The organism is Nocardia sp. NPDC055053 (assembly GCF_053608285.1).
Window position 1 is genome coordinate 1 of sequence record NZ_JBSGVD010000012.1, and the last position, 15594, is coordinate 15594.

General features: G+C 68.7%; 20 protein-coding genes and 2 tRNA genes. 8 read left to right on the top strand and 14 right to left on the bottom strand.

The features are described from left to right. Positions 1 to 30: 30 nt before the first annotated feature. Positions 31 to 819 (bottom strand): ABC transporter permease, encoded by a 789-nt coding sequence (locus tag ACWF82_RS14815; protein WP_452501437.1) that lies wholly within the window; start codon positions 817 to 819, stop codon positions 31 to 33. 25 nt (positions 820 to 844) lie between these two features. Further along, complete coding sequence (locus ACWF82_RS14820) at positions 845 to 1801, bottom strand: ATP-binding cassette domain-containing protein (RefSeq protein WP_452501439.1); 957 nt, start codon at positions 1799 to 1801, stop codon at positions 845 to 847. Positions 1802 to 1917: 116 nt separating this feature from the next. Here ACWF82_RS14820 and ACWF82_RS14825 point away from each other — a divergent pair, with 116 nt between their 5' ends. After that, positions 1918 to 2640 (top strand): TetR/AcrR family transcriptional regulator, encoded by a 723-nt coding sequence (locus tag ACWF82_RS14825; protein ID WP_452501441.1) that lies wholly within the window; start codon positions 1918 to 1920, stop codon positions 2638 to 2640. Here the strand turns inward: ACWF82_RS14825 and bcp are convergent, their stop codons facing one another. Then, positions 2641 to 3114 carry a thioredoxin-dependent thiol peroxidase gene (gene bcp, locus ACWF82_RS14830; protein WP_452501443.1) on the bottom strand — a complete coding sequence of 158 codons (474 nt, stop codon included), beginning with the start codon at positions 3112 to 3114 and terminating at the stop codon, positions 2641 to 2643. 71 nt (positions 3115 to 3185) lie between these two features. Between bcp and ACWF82_RS14835 the strand changes: the two genes are divergently transcribed. Then, positions 3186 to 3419 carry a DUF3618 domain-containing protein gene (locus ACWF82_RS14835; protein WP_373291758.1) on the top strand — a complete coding sequence of 78 codons (234 nt, stop codon included), beginning with the start codon at positions 3186 to 3188 and terminating at the stop codon, positions 3417 to 3419. A gap of 70 nt (positions 3420 to 3489) precedes the next feature. On the opposite strand, the gene ACWF82_RS14840 is transcribed toward ACWF82_RS14835, so the two are convergent. Beyond that, positions 3490 to 3786 (bottom strand): excalibur calcium-binding domain-containing protein, encoded by a 297-nt coding sequence (locus tag ACWF82_RS14840; RefSeq protein WP_379039782.1) that lies wholly within the window; start codon positions 3784 to 3786, stop codon positions 3490 to 3492. A gap of 135 nt (positions 3787 to 3921) precedes the next feature. After that, positions 3922 to 4899 (bottom strand): pirin family protein, encoded by a 978-nt coding sequence (locus ACWF82_RS14845; protein ID WP_452501445.1) that lies wholly within the window; start codon positions 4897 to 4899, stop codon positions 3922 to 3924. A gap of 68 nt (positions 4900 to 4967) precedes the next feature. Here ACWF82_RS14845 and ACWF82_RS14850 point away from each other — a divergent pair, with 68 nt between their 5' ends. From ACWF82_RS14850 to ACWF82_RS14860, 3 genes are all read left to right on the top strand, one after another. Further along, positions 4968 to 5432, top strand: a complete 465-nt coding sequence (locus ACWF82_RS14850; protein ID WP_378847696.1) for a MarR family winged helix-turn-helix transcriptional regulator — start codon at positions 4968 to 4970, stop codon at positions 5430 to 5432. 222 nt (positions 5433 to 5654) lie between these two features. Further along, positions 5655 to 6245, top strand: a complete 591-nt coding sequence (locus ACWF82_RS14855; protein WP_452501447.1) for a hypothetical protein — start codon at positions 5655 to 5657, stop codon at positions 6243 to 6245. An 80-nt stretch (positions 6246 to 6325) separates the two neighbouring features. Beyond that, positions 6326 to 7129: an alpha/beta fold hydrolase gene (locus ACWF82_RS14860; protein ID WP_452501449.1), complete on the top strand. Its 804-nt coding sequence runs from the start codon at positions 6326 to 6328 to the stop codon at positions 7127 to 7129. Positions 7130 to 7161: 32 nt separating this feature from the next. Here the strand turns inward: ACWF82_RS14860 and ACWF82_RS14865 are convergent, their stop codons facing one another. Then, positions 7162 to 8058: a LysR family transcriptional regulator ArgP gene (locus ACWF82_RS14865; protein ID WP_452501450.1), complete on the bottom strand. Its 897-nt coding sequence runs from the start codon at positions 8056 to 8058 to the stop codon at positions 7162 to 7164. Positions 8059 to 8130: 72 nt separating this feature from the next. On the opposite strand from ACWF82_RS14865, the gene ACWF82_RS14870 reads away from it, so the two are divergent. Beyond that, positions 8131 to 8751 (top strand): LysE/ArgO family amino acid transporter, encoded by a 621-nt coding sequence (locus ACWF82_RS14870; RefSeq protein WP_452501452.1) that lies wholly within the window; start codon positions 8131 to 8133, stop codon positions 8749 to 8751. A 10-nt stretch (positions 8752 to 8761) separates the two neighbouring features. On the opposite strand, the gene ACWF82_RS14875 is transcribed toward ACWF82_RS14870, so the two are convergent. The 3 genes from ACWF82_RS14875 to ACWF82_RS14885 all read right to left on the bottom strand — a co-directional run bounded on the left by ACWF82_RS14875 (position 8762) and on the right by ACWF82_RS14885 (position 10518). Next, complete coding sequence (locus ACWF82_RS14875; protein ID WP_452501453.1) at positions 8762 to 9106, bottom strand: hypothetical protein; 345 nt, start codon at positions 9104 to 9106, stop codon at positions 8762 to 8764. Positions 9107 to 9180: 74 nt separating this feature from the next. Next, positions 9181 to 9825 carry a transglycosylase SLT domain-containing protein gene (locus tag ACWF82_RS14880; RefSeq protein WP_452501455.1) on the bottom strand — a complete coding sequence of 215 codons (645 nt, stop codon included), beginning with the start codon at positions 9823 to 9825 and terminating at the stop codon, positions 9181 to 9183. 620 nt (positions 9826 to 10445) lie between these two features. Then, positions 10446 to 10518 (bottom strand) — tRNA-Lys (locus tag ACWF82_RS14885). A gap of 354 nt (positions 10519 to 10872) precedes the next feature. On the opposite strand from ACWF82_RS14885, the gene ACWF82_RS14890 reads away from it, so the two are divergent. Continuing rightward, positions 10873 to 12081, top strand: a complete 1209-nt coding sequence (locus tag ACWF82_RS14890; RefSeq protein ID WP_452501457.1) for a L,D-transpeptidase — start codon at positions 10873 to 10875, stop codon at positions 12079 to 12081. Between the two features lie 84 nt (positions 12082 to 12165). On the opposite strand, the gene ACWF82_RS14895 is transcribed toward ACWF82_RS14890, so the two are convergent. Beyond that, positions 12166 to 12519, bottom strand: a complete 354-nt coding sequence (locus tag ACWF82_RS14895; protein WP_189032880.1) for a hypothetical protein — start codon at positions 12517 to 12519, stop codon at positions 12166 to 12168. Between the two features lie 108 nt (positions 12520 to 12627). Further along, positions 12628 to 12804, bottom strand: coding sequence for a hypothetical protein (locus ACWF82_RS14900; RefSeq protein WP_452501459.1), 177 nt, complete (start codon positions 12802 to 12804; stop codon positions 12628 to 12630). 25 nt (positions 12805 to 12829) lie between these two features. On the opposite strand from ACWF82_RS14900, the gene ACWF82_RS14905 reads away from it, so the two are divergent. After that, positions 12830 to 13354, top strand: a complete 525-nt coding sequence (locus ACWF82_RS14905) for a CGNR zinc finger domain-containing protein (protein ID WP_452501461.1) — start codon at positions 12830 to 12832, stop codon at positions 13352 to 13354. Between the two features lie 15 nt (positions 13355 to 13369). On the opposite strand, the gene ACWF82_RS14910 is transcribed toward ACWF82_RS14905, so the two are convergent. From ACWF82_RS14910 to orn, 3 genes are all read right to left on the bottom strand, one after another. Continuing rightward, positions 13370 to 14680, bottom strand: coding sequence for an FAD-binding oxidoreductase (locus tag ACWF82_RS14910; RefSeq protein ID WP_452501462.1), 1311 nt, complete (start codon positions 14678 to 14680; stop codon positions 13370 to 13372). 126 nt (positions 14681 to 14806) lie between these two features. Then, positions 14807 to 14879 (bottom strand) — tRNA-His (locus tag ACWF82_RS14915). Between the two features lie 55 nt (positions 14880 to 14934). Continuing rightward, on the bottom strand, positions 14935 to 15573 hold the full coding sequence (gene orn / locus ACWF82_RS14920) for an oligoribonuclease (RefSeq protein ID WP_189032886.1): 639 nt from the start codon (positions 15571 to 15573) through the stop codon (positions 14935 to 14937). Positions 15574 to 15594 lie beyond the last annotated feature (21 nt).

The window sequence follows — 15594 nt, forward strand, 5'->3', positions numbered from 1 at the left end:
ATACCGCGCGGCCCCTCGCTCATTCCGTTGTCAGACGCTGGTTCGGCGCCGGAACAGCACACCGGCGGCGGCATATCCGGCGACGGCGATGCCGGCGCACCACAGCACGGCCAGCAGCGCGCTGTCGCCGATCGGCGTGCCCATGAGCAGGCCGCGCATCGTCTCGATCACCGGGGTCACCGGCTGGTGCTCGGCGAAGGCGTGCAACCAGGTCGGCATCGTCTCGGTCGGCACGAACGCGCTGCTCACGTACGGCAGGAACATGAAGAAGAAGGTGAAGCCGTTGGCCGCCTCCGGGTTTCGGGCGAGCAGGCCGAGGGCGGCGGCGAGCCATGACAGCGCGAAGACGAACATCGCCAGCACCCCGACGACGCCCAGCCAGCGCAGCGGGTCGGTGGTCGGCCGGAAGCCGAGCACCACCGCCACCCCGATCACGACGGCGGAGGTGAGCAGATTGCGCAGCACGCTCTCGGCGACGTGTCCGGTGAGCACCGCCGACCGGGCGATGGCCATGGTGCGGAACCGGTCGATGATGCCCTCGGCCAGGTCGGTCGAGAGCGCGACCGCGGTGGTCGAGGCGCCGAAACCCGCGCACAGCAGGATGATTCCGGGCACCACGTAGTCGATGTAGGGCCCCGGGCCGGCGTCCATCGCGCCGCCGAAGACGTAGACGAACATCAGCAGGATCATCACCGGCAGCGCGATGGTCATGATCATCGTGTCGGGACTGCGCACGGTGTGCCGGATATTGCGGTCCAGCATGGTGATCGAGTCCTGGGCGGTGTGCAGGGCTCGCAGGGTGGGGGACTGGGTGGTCATGGTCGGTCTCGTTTCGGTGGAGGGCTCAGGCGGCCGACGCGGCCCGGTCGGCCCGGCCGGTCAGGGCGAAGAAGACGTCGTCGAGGTCGGGGGTGTGCACGCTGAGCTGGTCGATGGCGATGTCGAGCTCGGCGAAACGGTCGAGCAGCCGCTTGATCTCGGCCGCGCTGCCGTCCGAGGGCACCTGCAGGGTCAGCTGCTCGGCGTCGAGGTGGCCGTGGTCGCCGACGGCGTGCGCGGCGGCGGTGAGCAGGCGCTGATCGGCGAAACGGAACCGGATGTGGCCACCGGGGACGAGGCGTTTGAGTTCCTCCGGCGTGCCGTCGGCGACGATGTGCCCGCCGTCGAGCACGGCGATCCGGTCGGCCAGCTGGTCGGCCTCCTCGAGGTACTGCGTGGTGAGGAAGACGGTGGTGCCCTCGGCCGCGAGTTCGCGGATCCCGGCCCAGAGGTCGCGGCGGCTGCGCGGATCGAGGCCGGTGGTCGGTTCGTCCAGGAAGACCAGGCGTGGCCTGCCCATCAGGCTCATGGCGAGGTCGAGCCTGCGGCGCATGCCGCCGGAGTAGGCGGAGACCGGCCGGTCGGCGGCGGCGGTGAGCTCGAAGCGGTCGAGCAGGTCGACGCCGCGTCGCCGGGTCTCGGCGGTGCCGAGGTGCAGCAGTCTGCCGGTGAGCCGCAGGTTCTCGGCACCGGTGAGCACGCCGTCGACGGCCGCGTACTGCCCGGTGACACCGATCAGGCCGCGGACGGTGTCGGCCGCGCGCACGGCGTCGTGCCCGAAGACGCGCACGTCGCCGTGATCGGGCCGGATGAGGGTGGCCAGGATGCGGACCAGCGTGGTCTTGCCCGCGCCGTTCGGTCCGAGCAGGGCGAAGACGGTGCCGGATTCGACCTCGAGGTCGAGGTCGTCGAGCACGACCCGCGCGCCGAAGGCCTTGCGCAGCCCGTGGACCGAGAGCGCGGGCGATGGTTCGAGCGTCATGAGTTCTCCGATCGAGAAACTGTTTATGGAATAAACATAGTTTATAGAGTAAGCAGTTCATGGGCGCAAGAGGCCGCCCGGCTAGAGTCGAGGGGAGCGGAGGAGGCTGGGAGCAGATGACGACGTCCGGCGACACGGCGTTACCGAAGTCGGTCGAGCTGATGTGGGGGCTCGAGCAGCCCGGCGCGCGCGGGCCACGGCGCGGACTCACCCTTGATCAGATCCTGGACGCCGCCGTCGCGGTGGCCGACGCGGAGGGGTACGCGGCGCTGTCGATGAACCGGGTCGCCAAGCAACTCGGCTTCACCGCCATGTCGCTGTATCGCTATGTCGACAGCAAGAACACGCTGATCGATCTGCTGATGGACCGGGTGGTCGGCGAGCCGCCCGCGATCGCGGCGGGAACGCCGTGGCGGCCTGGTCTCGAGCGGTGGGCCGGCGCGGAGTTCGAGCGGATCGGCCGTCACCCGTGGTGGGTGGACATCCCGCTGAACCGGCCGCCGATGGGGCCCAACAACATGGCCTGGCTCGACGCCGGTCTCCGGCTACTCGGCGAGACGGCGGTCCCCGAGCCGATCAAGCTCCAGCTCGTGATGAACCTGTCGATGTTCGTGGTGGGCAAGCGCCGGGCCGTGCGGGACCTGCAGACGGAGGAGGACGGCGACTTCGCCTCGGTGATGGCCAGGGTGCTCGACCCGCAGCGCTTTCCCTCGGTGTCGGCCGCGCTGTCCGCCTCCGCCTTCCACGACGACGAGATCGACTGGGACAAAGCCGATTTCGAGTTCGGTCTGGCGCGGCTGCTGGACGGCTACGAGGTCTTCATCCGCACCTTCGGCTGACTACACCGACAGGTCGCGGCGCAGCTTGGCGACGTGGCCGGTGGCGCGGACGTTGTACTGGGCCAGTTCGATCTTGCCCTGCTCGTCGACCAGGAAGGTCGAGCGGATCACGCCGGTGACGGTCTTGCCGTACATCATCTTCTCGCCGAACGCGCCCCACTCCTCGAGCACCTGGCGCTCGGGGTCCGACAGCAGCGGGAAGTTCAGGCCCTCGGCGTCACGGAACTTGGCCAGCTTGGCCGGCTTGTCCGGCGAGATGCCGATGACGTCGAGGCCCGCGCCGCCGAGTTCGGCCAGATTGTCGCGGAAATCGCAGGCCTGCTTGGTGCAGCCGGGGGTACTCGCGGCCGGGTAGAAGTAGACGATCACCTTGCGTCCGCGGTAGTCCGACAGCGACACATCCTTGCCGTCGGCGTCGGGCAGCGTGAAATCGGGTGCGGTGTCTCCGGGGGAGAGGCGATGGTTGTCGGTCACCACCGCACGGTAACCGACCGGGTCCGGTGAAGGCATGGATAGACTCGTCGGCGAGCAGACACATACTGGAGGTGACGGTGGCCAAGGACGACACCGACCGGATCGAGCGCGAGATCGAAATCGCGCGCGCCCGGTTGGCGACGACACTCGACGAACTGGCGGTGCGCGCCGATCCGCAGCGGATCGCGGACGACACCAAGGCGATCGTGGTCGCCAAGTTGAACGAGCCGAAGGTCAAATACACACTGATCGGCGCGGGCGCCCTGGTGGCGGGCCTGGTCCTGGTGAAGATCTTCCGTCGCTGAATTCCGGCGACACACAAAGAACACCCGATGCGGCAGCCGCCACATCGGGTGTTCTTTTTTCGGTACTACCTCAGACCGTCGGGCAGGCGAACCCGTCGCCGTCGGGGTCGAGGTGCGGGGAGTAGCCCGCCTCGCCGCGGAACAGCGGGGCGCGGCCCGCGGCGATGGCCTCGTCGCAGTTGCGGAAGGCACCGCCGGCCGAACCGGTCTGGACCAGGTTGGCCGAGCCGGTCGCGTTCAGGATGGAATCGAAGCTGGAAGAGCCGGTGCCCGAGGACCCGGTCACCTGATCGGCGTGGGCGGCGGGGGCGGCGAGCAGGGACAGCCCTGCGACGGCGAGGCTGACGGTAAGCCGGCGAACGTTCATTGATTCCTCTATGTCTGCGGCGGTTCGGTTGTGGGCCCGGGCACTTCGTGGCCGGGCGGCCCCGTCCACCTTTGTGACGGGGCGTCCGGTTGTCAACCGCGCGGGCCCTAGCAGATCGCCGCGACAGGCGGTCGGTTATTCGCCCAGGCGTCGTCCGGTCAGATGCTCGGCCGGGATGGTGCCCATCCGGCCCGCCTGGAAGTCCTCCATCGCCTCGATGATTTCCTCGCGGGTGTTCATGACGAACGGCCCGTACTGGATCACCGGTTCGCGCAACGGCATTCCGCCGAGCAGCAGCACCTCGAGATCGCCGGTGGTGCTGTGCTGGGCGGTGTCGGCGGTCAGCGTGATCGCGTCGCCCTTGCCGAAGACCACCAGCTGCCCGGTGCCGATCGGCCTGCGATCGACGCCGGCGGTGCCGCTGCCCGACAGCACGTAGGCCATCGCGGTGTAGTTCGTTGGCCACGGAGTCTCCAGCTGCGCGCCGGGTACGAGCGAGGCGTGGGCGTAGGCGATCGGGGTGTAGGTGGAGCCGGGGCCGGCGAAACCGGCGAGCTCACCGGCGATGACGCGGACGAGCGCGCCGCCGTCGTGCGAGCTGACCAGGGTCAGTTCACCGGCGCGCAGGTCCTGGTAGCGCGGGGTGGCGAACTTGTTCGCGCGCGGCAGGTTGACCCACAGCTGGATGCCGTGGAAGGTGCCGCCGGAGATGACGAGCTTCTCCTCGGGCAGTTCGTCGTGCAGCATGCCGGAGCCCGCGGTCATCCACTGTGTGTCGCCCTCGCTGATGACGCCGCCGCCACCTTGCGAGTCGTGGTGGACCATGGTGCCGTCGAGCATGTAGGTGACGGTCTCGAAGCCGCGATGCGGATGCCAGGGCGCGCCCTTGGCCTCGTAGGGCTCGTAGGCGACGGGGCCCATCTGGTCGAGCAGGATGAAGGGGTCGGCCGAGCGCAGGTCGACGCTCGGGAACGGCCGGGTCACCTCGAAGCCCGCGCCTTCCCGCTGGCGCGACGCGGTGACGATCTGGCGGACGGATCGCTGGGTCTCGGTGACATCGGGGCGGGGCAGCCGGGGCAGCACCATGATGTCGTCGACGGTGATTGCGGGCATGGGATGCGCCTCCTGGTCCTCGAGTGCTTTGTTTCCATGTCAACCAAATGGGTTCTAGGATCATTCCCGTGACCCGATGGTTGTCCGAGGAAGAGCAGCAGACCTGGCAGGCCTATATCCGCATGCGCCAGCGTCTGGACGCGGCGATCGCGGCGGGCCTGGCCGAGCACGGTCTGTCGATGGCCGACTACGAGCTGATGGTGCCGCTGTCGGCGACGCCGAACGGGTGCATGCGGGCCAAGGAACTGGCCGGCGAGGTGTGCTGGGACAAGTCCCGGCTCTCCAAGCAGCTCGCCAGGATGGCGGCGCGCGGACTCGTCGACCGCAGGCCCGCCGAGGACGATGCCCGCGGGATCGTGGTCTCGCTGACCGAGGAGGGCCGCGCGGTGCTCGGCCGGGCCGCGCCCGAGCACGTCGAGCTGGTGCGTGACCTGTTCGTCGACCGGTTGACCCAGCGGGAGAGCACCGCGCTGCGGACACTGTCGGAGAAGGTGATCGCGGTGAGCGACGACCGAACATCGTTGCCCGGTTAACGGTTTCGCGTCTCGGGCCGATGCACAGTCGAGGGTCGGAGCTCGTCGGACCGAGGGGTGGCCATGAACGTTCGAGCTAGGTTCGCCGGTGTCGTAGCCGCGGTGGGTGTGGTTCTGCTCGCCGGGTGCTCGTCCGCGCCGTCCGAGGACTCGTCTGTGTCGGCGACGCATGCCGAGGCGAGCGGGCAATCAGGGGCACCCGTCACGTCAACCTCGCCAGTGGTGACTTCGTCGCCCGGACAGGCGACCGCCATCGTCTCGGTCGTGGCCGTGAACGCCGCGGGTCAGCCCAGCGACGGGTTCACCGTCACCAGCCCCGACCCGTTCGGTGCGCTGGACTGCAAATACCCCCAGCCCAGCCGTTCGGCGAACACCCAGGGCATCTACTCCGGCTGCGGGGCCTCCGCCGATTCGGCCGATGTCTGCTGGGCCCCACCCGGCAACACCACCCTCCTGTGCGCGAACGACCCCTGGCAGCGCACCCTGCGCCGCTACACGGTGACCCCGCCCCTCACTCCGGTCGCCCGCACCGATTCCCCCGAACCCTGGGCGCTGGAACTGGCCGACGGCCGCCACTGCCGCATCCGCGTCGGCGGCGCGTGGGGCGGCCGCTCCGACGGCCTGGTCGGCGCGTACTCCTGCACCGGCGGCAACGACGTGGTCCTGCAACCGTCGAACGCCCGCACCGCGATCGACACCTCGTCGACCACCTGGCAGGTGGCCGTCGGCCCACTCGGCTCGGGCAACCCGGACTTCCCGCCACCACCGCAGGTCGCCGTGCGCACCGCGTATTTCGCCGCGACCGCGGGCTGAGCTGCTGGTCGTTCGTCGACGAGGTCCGACCTGGTCCGCATGACTCAGGTGTCCGGGAGGGCGCGGTAGGGTTCCGGCCTATGCCCATCGTCTCGCTCAACGGCATTCAGCTCAACTACGACGTCACCGGGTCGGGGCCGCTGGTTCTGCTCGTGATGGGGAGTGGCAGTCCTGGCCGTGTCTGGCGTACCTATCAGGTGCCTGCCCTGGTCAAGGCGGGGTTCCGGGTCGCCACGGTCGACAATCGGGGGATCGCGCCGTCTTCGGAGTCGGCGGCGGGGATCACGATGGCCGACCTGGTCGGTGACACCGCGGCGTTGATCGAGCATCTGGGGGTGCCCGCCCATGTGGTGGGTACGTCGATGGGGGCGCGGGTGGCGGCCGAGCTCGCGCTGGCGCGGCCCGAGTTGCTGGGCAAGGCGGTCATGTTCGCCGCCACGGCGCGTCCGCATCCGCCGGCGAGCACGCTCAACCGGGGTGAGCAGGCGCTGTTCGACAAGGGGATCCAGCTGCCGCCGGAGTACGCGGCCGCGGTCAAGGCGATGCTCAATCTGTCCCCGCATACCCTGGCCGACCCGGGCAAGGCGCAGGAATGGCTCGACATCTTCGAATTCACTTCGGGCAAGGGCACTCCGGGCACCCGCGCGCAGCTGGGGTTGGATCGGTCGCAGGACCGGCGCGAGGCGTATCGGCGGATCACCGTGCCCAGCCTGGTCGTCGGGTTCGCCGACGACCAGATGGTGCCGCCGCGGTTCTGCCGCGAGGTCGCCGAGGTGATTCCGGGCGCCCGCTATGCCGAGATCGAGCGCTGCGGGCACTACGGCTACCTCGAACAGCCCGACGAGATCAATCGCGTACTCGTCGAATTCCTCTGCGCCGCTTGATCACCCACGCTCATCGAGCGGCCTGACTCCGTTCACGACAGCTGGATCAGCTTGGTCGCCGCGGCTGTCGCGATGGCTTGCGCCGCGGCACTCAGCGCGGGGGAGTCGAGCTTCCACTGCTGCCAGTACAGCGGCACATCGATGTGGGACCGGCCGTCGAGGTTGACGAGAGTTCCCGCGGACCTGTCCTCTTCGGTTTGCAGATCCGGCAGCATGCCCCAGCCCATGCCGAGCCGCACCGCGTCGCCGAAGGCGTTGGAGGACGGTACGAAATGCATAGGGGGATCGATCGGCCGGGACGACCGGCCGCGGACGTGCCGCAACTGCAGGTCGTCCTTGCGGTCGAACTGGATCATCGGCACGTCCGCGTACGAGCCGGGGCGTGCGCCGTCGGGGAACCAGTACCGCGCGAAATCGGGGGTCGCGAGGGGCTGGTACCGCATGGCGCCGAGCGGTTCGACCTTGCAGCCCTGCACCGGAGTCGCCGTCGCGGTGATCGCGGCCATCACCGTGCCGTCGCGGAGCAGCCGGGTGGTGTGTTCCTCGTCCTCGCGGTGCAGTTCGAAGTAGATCCGGCCGCGCACCCCCGCCAGGGCGGGCATCACCCAGGTCTCCAGCGAATCGGCGTTGACGGCGATCGGAATCCTGGCGGGGCGGCCCGCGGGCCGATCGGTGTCGCCGAGTTCGCGTGCGGTGTCACCGGTGAGCAACGCGACCTGACGCGCGAGCCGCAGCACCGCGAGCCCGGATTCGGTGGCGCGCACCGGTTTCGAGCGCTGCACCAGGATGCGGCCCGCCGCCTCCTCCAGCGCTTTGATCCGCTGGCTGATCGCCGACGGGGTGACGTTCAACCGTCGCGCCGCCGCCTCGAAGGTGCCCTCGGTGAGCACCGCGTCGAGCGCGCGCAACTGGTCCAGTTGCAGATCCACATCAGTGATTCTAATGGTAGTGAAGAATCATTAGCTGGCCTGAAAATTGATGGTCTCTTAACGTCGAAAGACGTGACGGCATCTTCCGCGGCACTGGCCGCCCTCTCCGGATTGGGTTTCGGTCTCTCGCTCATCGTGGCGATCGGCGCGCAGAACGCGTTCGTGCTGCGCCAAGGAGTGCGCGGTCAGCATGTGCTGCCGGTGATCGCCGTCTGCGCCGTCTCCGACATCGTGCTGATCGCGGCGGGAGTCGCCGGCTTCGGCACCGTCGTCGAGGCGGTGCCCGCCATCGTGACCGTGGCCCGGTACGCGGGCGCGGCCTTCCTGATCGGGTACGCGGTGCTGGCGGTACGGCGGGCGATGAGTTCGTCGGCGCTGATCGCCGAAGCCGCGGGCGCCTCGGTGGCCGTCGGCGCCTCGGTGCTCACCTGCCTGGCGCTGACCTGGCTCAATCCGCACGTCTACCTGGACACGGTCGTGCTGCTCGGTTCCTTCGCGAGCACCTACGCGAGTCCGGATCGCTGGTTCCTTGCCGCGGGCGCGATGGTCGCCAGCGTCGTCTGGTTCCTGGCGCTGGGTTACGGCGCGCGCCGCCTCGGACCGCTGTTCGAGCGGCCTGCCGCGTGGCGCGTTCTCGATTCGCTGATCGCGGTGATCATGTTCGCGCTGGCGATCGGCCTCGTCGTCTCCTGACAGCGCGGGCTCAGGACTCGGCCGCCCATGGCTTGACGGGTGGTTTCACCCAGAGCAGCTTCTCGTCCGCGTGCGTGCGCACCGCGGCGGCGTGACCGGGGTTGCGCGCGGCCCACGCGTCCTTCTGGTCGAGCAGGTCCGCGACCACCTGCCAGGTCTCACCGGTGCTGGGTGGATTGGTGTCGGCGGCCCTGGCCAGTTTGCGCAGGGCGGACGCGGACAGGTCGAGTAGTTCGGCACCGCGGATATCGCGGGACCAGGCGTAGCCGGCCAGGCGGCGGGCCTTGGTGGCGCGGCTCGCGGTGGCCGCGTCGGAATGCGCGTGATCGGGTGCCTGATCGGCGCTGTCTGGCACAGGCCCATCCTACGACGAACGCCCGCGCTCCGGTCGGCGATGACCGGGGCGCGGGCGTTCACCCGTCAGGTGGCTCAGTAGGCGCTGTTGACGTTGTCCATCGAGCCGTAGCGGTGCGCGGCGTAGTTGCAGGCCGCGACGATGTTGGAGACCGGGTTCCAGACGTCGAACGGGGTGCCCTCGACGTGGTACGCGGCGAAGGTCGGGTCGATCACCTGGAGCAGGCCCTTGGAGGGGATGCCCATCGCGGCGTTGGAGTCCCACAGGTTGATCGCCTGGGGGTTACCGGTCGACTCGCGCATGATGTTGCGGTGGATGCCGTCGTAGCTGCCGGGGATGCCCTTGGCGGCCATGATGTCGAGGGCCTCGCGGATCCAGCCGTCCAGGTTGTCCGCGTACACCGGCGGGGCCGGGGCGGGCTCGGGCATCGGGGCCGGGGCGGCCTCGGGAGCAGGCGCGGGGGCCGGAGCGGCCTCGGGAGCAGGCGCGGGGGCCGGAGCGGGGATCGCCTCGATGACGGCGGGGGCGGCGCCGACGGCGGGGATGCTCTCCGCCTGCTCGACGACCATGGCTGCACGCTCGGGCACGCTGTCGTCGGCGAAGGAGACGGCGGAGGACGCGGCTACGGCGACCAGACCGACCGCGGCGACCGCCACGGTGAACGCCTCACGGCGCGAACGACGGCCGATAACGGTGCTGAGCTTGTCTTTGTTGAGCATTGCTTTTCTGTTCCTTCATCTCTGTCTGGCGACGCAGGCCCTGGTAGGGGCTCGGTGGATCGCGCAGCGCGCGCAGCGGCGCACGCCGGTCAGGCGATGTGTTGTTTCTGTCTGTATGGGAATGTGCGACGCTGTCGGGGTCGGACTCGCTCGTCGGCGGTCCGCGCGTCGCACGGTGCTCCACAGCTGGCTGCGGGGAGACCACGCGCTGTTCGGTTCTCGTGCTCCGGAAGTTGGATACCTCGGGGCTAACCAAACCGCAGGTCTGTTTGTGACCTGATTGCAGAATGGTCACGACGGGTTAACGCAAGGTGAACGAAACCTGAACGGCAAACGCCGACGATCTTGGTCGCTCCACCGGGCAGTTGCGGAATCGTTATCTATGCAGGGGGTTTACTGCTGATTCGGATGTGCCGCGCGTCACAGAAAAAGTTTGCCCAAATCGGGTTTCGCGATCATTTGCGCAGCTCCAGCGTGTCCGGATCGGGACTGCTGTGGCGTTGAGTGCCGTTGTCCAGGTCGATTCGATAACGACATCGTGACCGTTGCCGAACGCTGAGACCTGACGCAGAAAGACCGCATCCCGGCAGTTTCGGTAACTGCCGGGATGCGGTCTGCTGTGCGCCATCAGGGACTCGAACCCCGAACCCGCTGATTAAGAGTCAGCTGCTCTGCCAATTGAGCTAATGGCGCTTGGTTTGCTCGGATCGCGACTCTAGGAGAGAGCCTCTCGGCTTCTCCGTTCGCCCCGCTCTCCGGTGCGGAACAAACATTAACAGGCTTGGGGCCGGAAAGTGAAATCGGGCTCTGACCAGCAACAATGCGAGGCTCTTCGAAGTGTTAACGATACGGGCCCCGGCACGTATCTAACGATTGTGACTTGGTCGTGTCGCGGGGTCTATCCCGTTGGTCACGACCGGGCGGGCTGGCAGAATGGCGGGACGACGATCTCGGTCGCCCCCGCCGACGCGGATGGCACGAACGATAGGCGTCGGTGGGATCTGCGGCGCACACACGTTATTGCGTCGGTACGGAAACGGGGTTGACATGGGTAAGAAGCGGGGGCGACCTCGGTCGCTGCGGACGATCGTTCCGGTGGCACTGCTCGCGGTGTTCGCGCTGGGGGCGTCGGCGTGCTCGGCGGCGGAGGGAGCTGGGGTCGAGGTCGCGATCGACCGCAACCCGATCACCGAGCTGATCAAGCCGAAACTGGTGTCGACGATCAAGGACGGGCAGGTCGGCGTCTCGCCCGGCATGCCGCTGGCCTTCCAGGTCGAAGACGGCAAGTTCACCGAGGTCACGCTCGCGAACAAGGAAGGCCGCCCGGTCTCCGGGCGGCTGGCGTCCGACGGCCGCTCCTGGGCGACCACCGAGGTGCTCGGCTACGGCAAGACCTACAACCTGACGGCGTCGGCGATCGGCCTCGGCGGGGTGAACTCGTCGACCCTGAGCTTCACCACCAGCTCGCCGAACAGCCAGACCAAGCCCTACCTGCTCCCCGGCGAGGGCGAGGTTGTCGGCATCGGTCAGCCGGTGGCCATCCAGTTCGACGAGAACATCCCCGATCGGCGGGCGGCGCAGGACGCCATCAAGATCACCACCGAGCCCGCTGTGGAGGGCGCTTTCTACTGGGTGAACAATCGCGAAGTGCGGTGGCGGCCAGAGCATTTCTGGGCACCGGGCACCAAGGTGACCATCGACGTGAACGTCTACGGCAAGGACCTCGGCAAGGGGCTCTACGGCCAGGACAACATCCACTCGTTCTTCACCATCGGTGACGCGCAGGTCTTCACCGCCGACGACAACACCCACCAGGTGACGGTGGAGCGCAACGGCCAGGTGATCATGACCATGCCGACCTCGATGGGCAAGGACAGCACGCCCACCGACAACGGCATCTACATCGTCAGCGACCGGCACGAGAAGATCATCATGGACTCCTCGACCTACGGCGTCTCGGTGAACTCGCCGGACGGTTACCGCACCCCGGTCGACTACGCGACGCGAATCTCCTACAGCGGCATCTTCTTCCACTCGGCCCCGTGGTCGATCGGGCAGCAGGGCTACTCCAACGCCAGCCACGGCTGCCTGAACCTGAGCCCGGCGAACGCGCGCTGGGTGTACGAGAACGCCAAGCGTGGTGACATCACGATCATCAAGAACACCGTCGGCGGCACCCTGTCCGGTGTCGACGGTCTGGGCGACTGGAACATTCCGTGGCCGGAATGGAAGGCGGGCAACGCCGACGCCGCCTGATCCTCGCGGCTGATTCGCGAAAAGCAAAGGGCCACCGGAAATTTCCGGTGGCCCTTTGCTTGTGAATGTTGGTGAACGGGTGGTTCAGGCGGGTGTCGGCAGGTCGCTGCAGTCCATCATCGCCTCGCCCGCGACGGCGAGCGCGCTGCCGAGTGCGCCGCACAGGATGCGGCCGCCGAACAGCAGCCGGTCCAGGTTGGGCAGGCCGGCCGAGCCGGTGCCGGAGGAGCCGGTGGTCTCGACGCCGGTGGTGGAGCCGCTCTGCGCCGAGCCGGACTCGGGCTGCTCGGTCGGCAGGCCGAAATCGCCGGTGGCCGTCGGCGCGGCGGCGACATACGGGGACAGGGGCAGGCCGGGCGACTCGGCCGCCGCGGTCCCCGCGATCGGGCCGAGCGCGGTGGCGGCCGCGAAGGCGGCGACGACGGTGGAACGCTTCATCAAGGGGTCTTTCCGGTCGAGCACTGAGAGATATGCCCCACATCTGGGCAGTGGTCCAGAGTGTAGCGGTCAAACGTGATGTTCGTCATGGCACCGGCCACCTGCGAGCTACGCCGTGGCGGCTAGTCCGTGGTCGGCGCCGTGGAGTTCGGCCGAGATGCTGACGCCGGGGTCGCCGACGACGACCCGTCGGGCGCCGCAGCGGCACCGTTGGTAGGCGATGAGGCCCTCGCTGGTGCGGTGGCAGGACTCGATCCGCCAGGTGTGCGTGGTGTGGCTGCTCATGCTTCGAGTCTGATGTAATGGCATTGTGCATTACAACCATTACGGGCGGGAGCCGGTGCAGCTCGGCGTCGACCTGCTCAACGAGCCGTGTGGGAGTGCCGCGGAGCTGGGCGAGCGCTGTGCCGCGGCGGGCCTTGTCTTGTCCAAGGCGCCGACGGACGACGATCTGGCGTCGGTGACGGCGTTCCTGGCGCGCTGGCGGCGGGTGGTGGCGTGTGCGGACCGGACCGAACGCGCGGCATCGCTCAACGTGCTGCTCGCCGAGTACGCCTCGGCGCCCCGCCTGACCGACCACGCGGGCGACGGCTGGCACCTGCATTTCCGCGACCCCGGAGTGCCGACCGATCGCCAGGTCGCCGCGCTGATCACCGTCGGCACCGCACTGCACCTGACCGGGCTGGGGATGGACCGGCTCGGTGAGTGCGCGGCCGAAGGGTGTGCGCGGGTGTACGCCGACACCTCGCGCAACGGCAGCCAGCGTTTCTGCAGCCCGGCGTGCGCGAACCGATCTGCGGTGCGCAGGCACCGCGCCGGCCGCGTCGCCGGGTGACGGGCCCGGCCGGCGTCACTCCAGCACAGGGAAGTTGGCGCGCAGGGTGTTGTGCGGGTCGCGGGCTCGCTTGATCTCGCGGAGCCGGGTCAGCGTCGGCTCGTCGAAGGCCGCGCTGGCCGATTCGCCGGGCGCGAGGAAGGTGTAGGGCTTGGCGCCGGTGATGTGCGGGCCGAGTCCGTCCAGGATCGTGGCGAAACCGGCCGTGACGTCGTCGATCAGGTGCGGCAGGCCGAGGCCGAGCAGATAGAGCGCGTAGGGCTCGGTGACCTTTCCGCGCGCGCCGTCGTCCGGGCCGCTCTGGGCCAGCGCGCCGCCGAGGCCGCGGATCTGGATGTTGAGCAGCGGGGCAACGGGTGCGTCGATGATCGTCTTCACGACCGCGTCGCCGAGATCGGTGAGCAGTTCGCCGCGCGACAGGGACGGGCTCGGATCGGTGGGTTCGGCCGTGATGGTGCCGATCTGGTCCGGCGTCATCGCCCCACGGGTATCGGCGAGAGTGCCGGGCATGGTGTCGAGGACGCGGGTCAGCGCATGTCCTTGCGCCGGATCACCGAGGTAGGCGAAGTCGATGGCGACCGTCGGCGCCGCGCCGGGGATCTGGTAGCGCTGCAACCACACAGACAGCTCGGCGGGCGCGTCGGCGGTGAGCGCGGTGAACATCTCGAACACCGCGCGGGTCTGCTCGGCGGGCCAGCTCACCCGGCCGCCGTAGAGCTGCGGCAGTTCGACGAGATCGAACTCGAGCGCGGTGACGATCCCGAAGTCGCCGCCGCCGCCCCGCAGGGCCCAGAACAGCTCAGGGTCGGAGTCGGCGGTCACCCTGGTCTGTTCGCCTGCGGCATCGACGAGGTCGACCGCGCGGACCGCGTTCGCCGCCCAGCCGTGCGCGCGGGCCAGCCAGCCGAACCCGCCGCCGAGGGTGTATCCGGTCACACCGACGACGGGGTTGCTGCCCGCCAGGCCGGACAGTCCGTGCGCGGCGGCCGCGGATTGCACGCGTCCCCACTGCGCGCCGGAACCGACGCGGGCCAGGCGCCGGTCGGGGTCGATCGCGATGCTGTCGAGCTTGCCGGTGCGGACGAGGATCGTGTCCTCGATGTCGCCGGTGGCGCCATGGCCGGTCGGCTGGGTCACCACCGTGCGGCCTGCTCGCCGGGCGTAGCGCACGACGCCCGCGATGTCGCCGGCGTCGGCGACCTCGACGACGGCCGCGACCGACTGCGTCACCGCCACGTTCCACGGTCGGGCTGCCTGGTCGAAGCCCTGGTCGCCCGGCAGGAACACCGTCCCGCGGACGGCGCCGCGCAGTTCGTCGATACCCATGGCCGAATCCTCATTTCTCTCGGTTGTCCACCGAGTCGACGACAGAGGACCGGCGAGTGTGACATCCCCGCCAGTGCCCGTGAAACGCAGAAGGGCCGGTCCTCGCGGACCGGCCCTTCTGTTCGGGGTGACTGACGGGACTCGAACCCGCGACAGCCAGGATCACAACCTGGTGCTCTACCAACTGAACTACAGTCACCATCACCGGTTATTCACCGGCGCGGTAAATACTAGCTTGTCTCGGCCTCCAAGCCCTAATCCGCTGGTCGGGGGCTTGATCCGGTGACATCGATGGCCTCGGTGACGGCTTCGGCGACCGCCGCGATCTCGGTGGTGGAGGGTCCGGGCAGCGGCACGAACGCGGTGCGGCGGTAGTACTCGAGCTCGCGGATGGATTCCTTGATGTCGGCCAGGGCGCGGTGCGCGAGGCCCTTTTCCGGCTGGCCGAAGTAGATCCGCGGGTACCAGCGGCGGCACAGCTCCTTGATCGAGCTCACGTCGACCATCCGGTAGTGCAGGTGCTCGTCGAGTTCGGGCATGTCGCGGGCGATGAAGCCGCGGTCGGTGGCGATCGAGTTACCGCACAGCGGCACCGTGCGCGCGGTGGGCGCGTACTGGCGGATGTAGTCGAGCACCTCGGCCTGGGCCTGCTCGATGGTCACGGTGGAACGCCGGACCTCTTCGGTGAGACCGGATTTCGCGTGCATGTCGGCGACGACCGGTGGCATGCAGGCGAGTGCGGCGTCGTCGGCGTGGATGACGATGTCGACACCGTCACCGAGGATGTTCAGGTCGCTGTCGGTCACGAGCGCGGCGATCTCGATCAGCTTGTCGCTGTCGAGACGGAGCCCCGTCATCTCGCAATCCATCCAGACCAAGAGTTTGTCGGACACCTGAGTCACCCTAACGGGCGA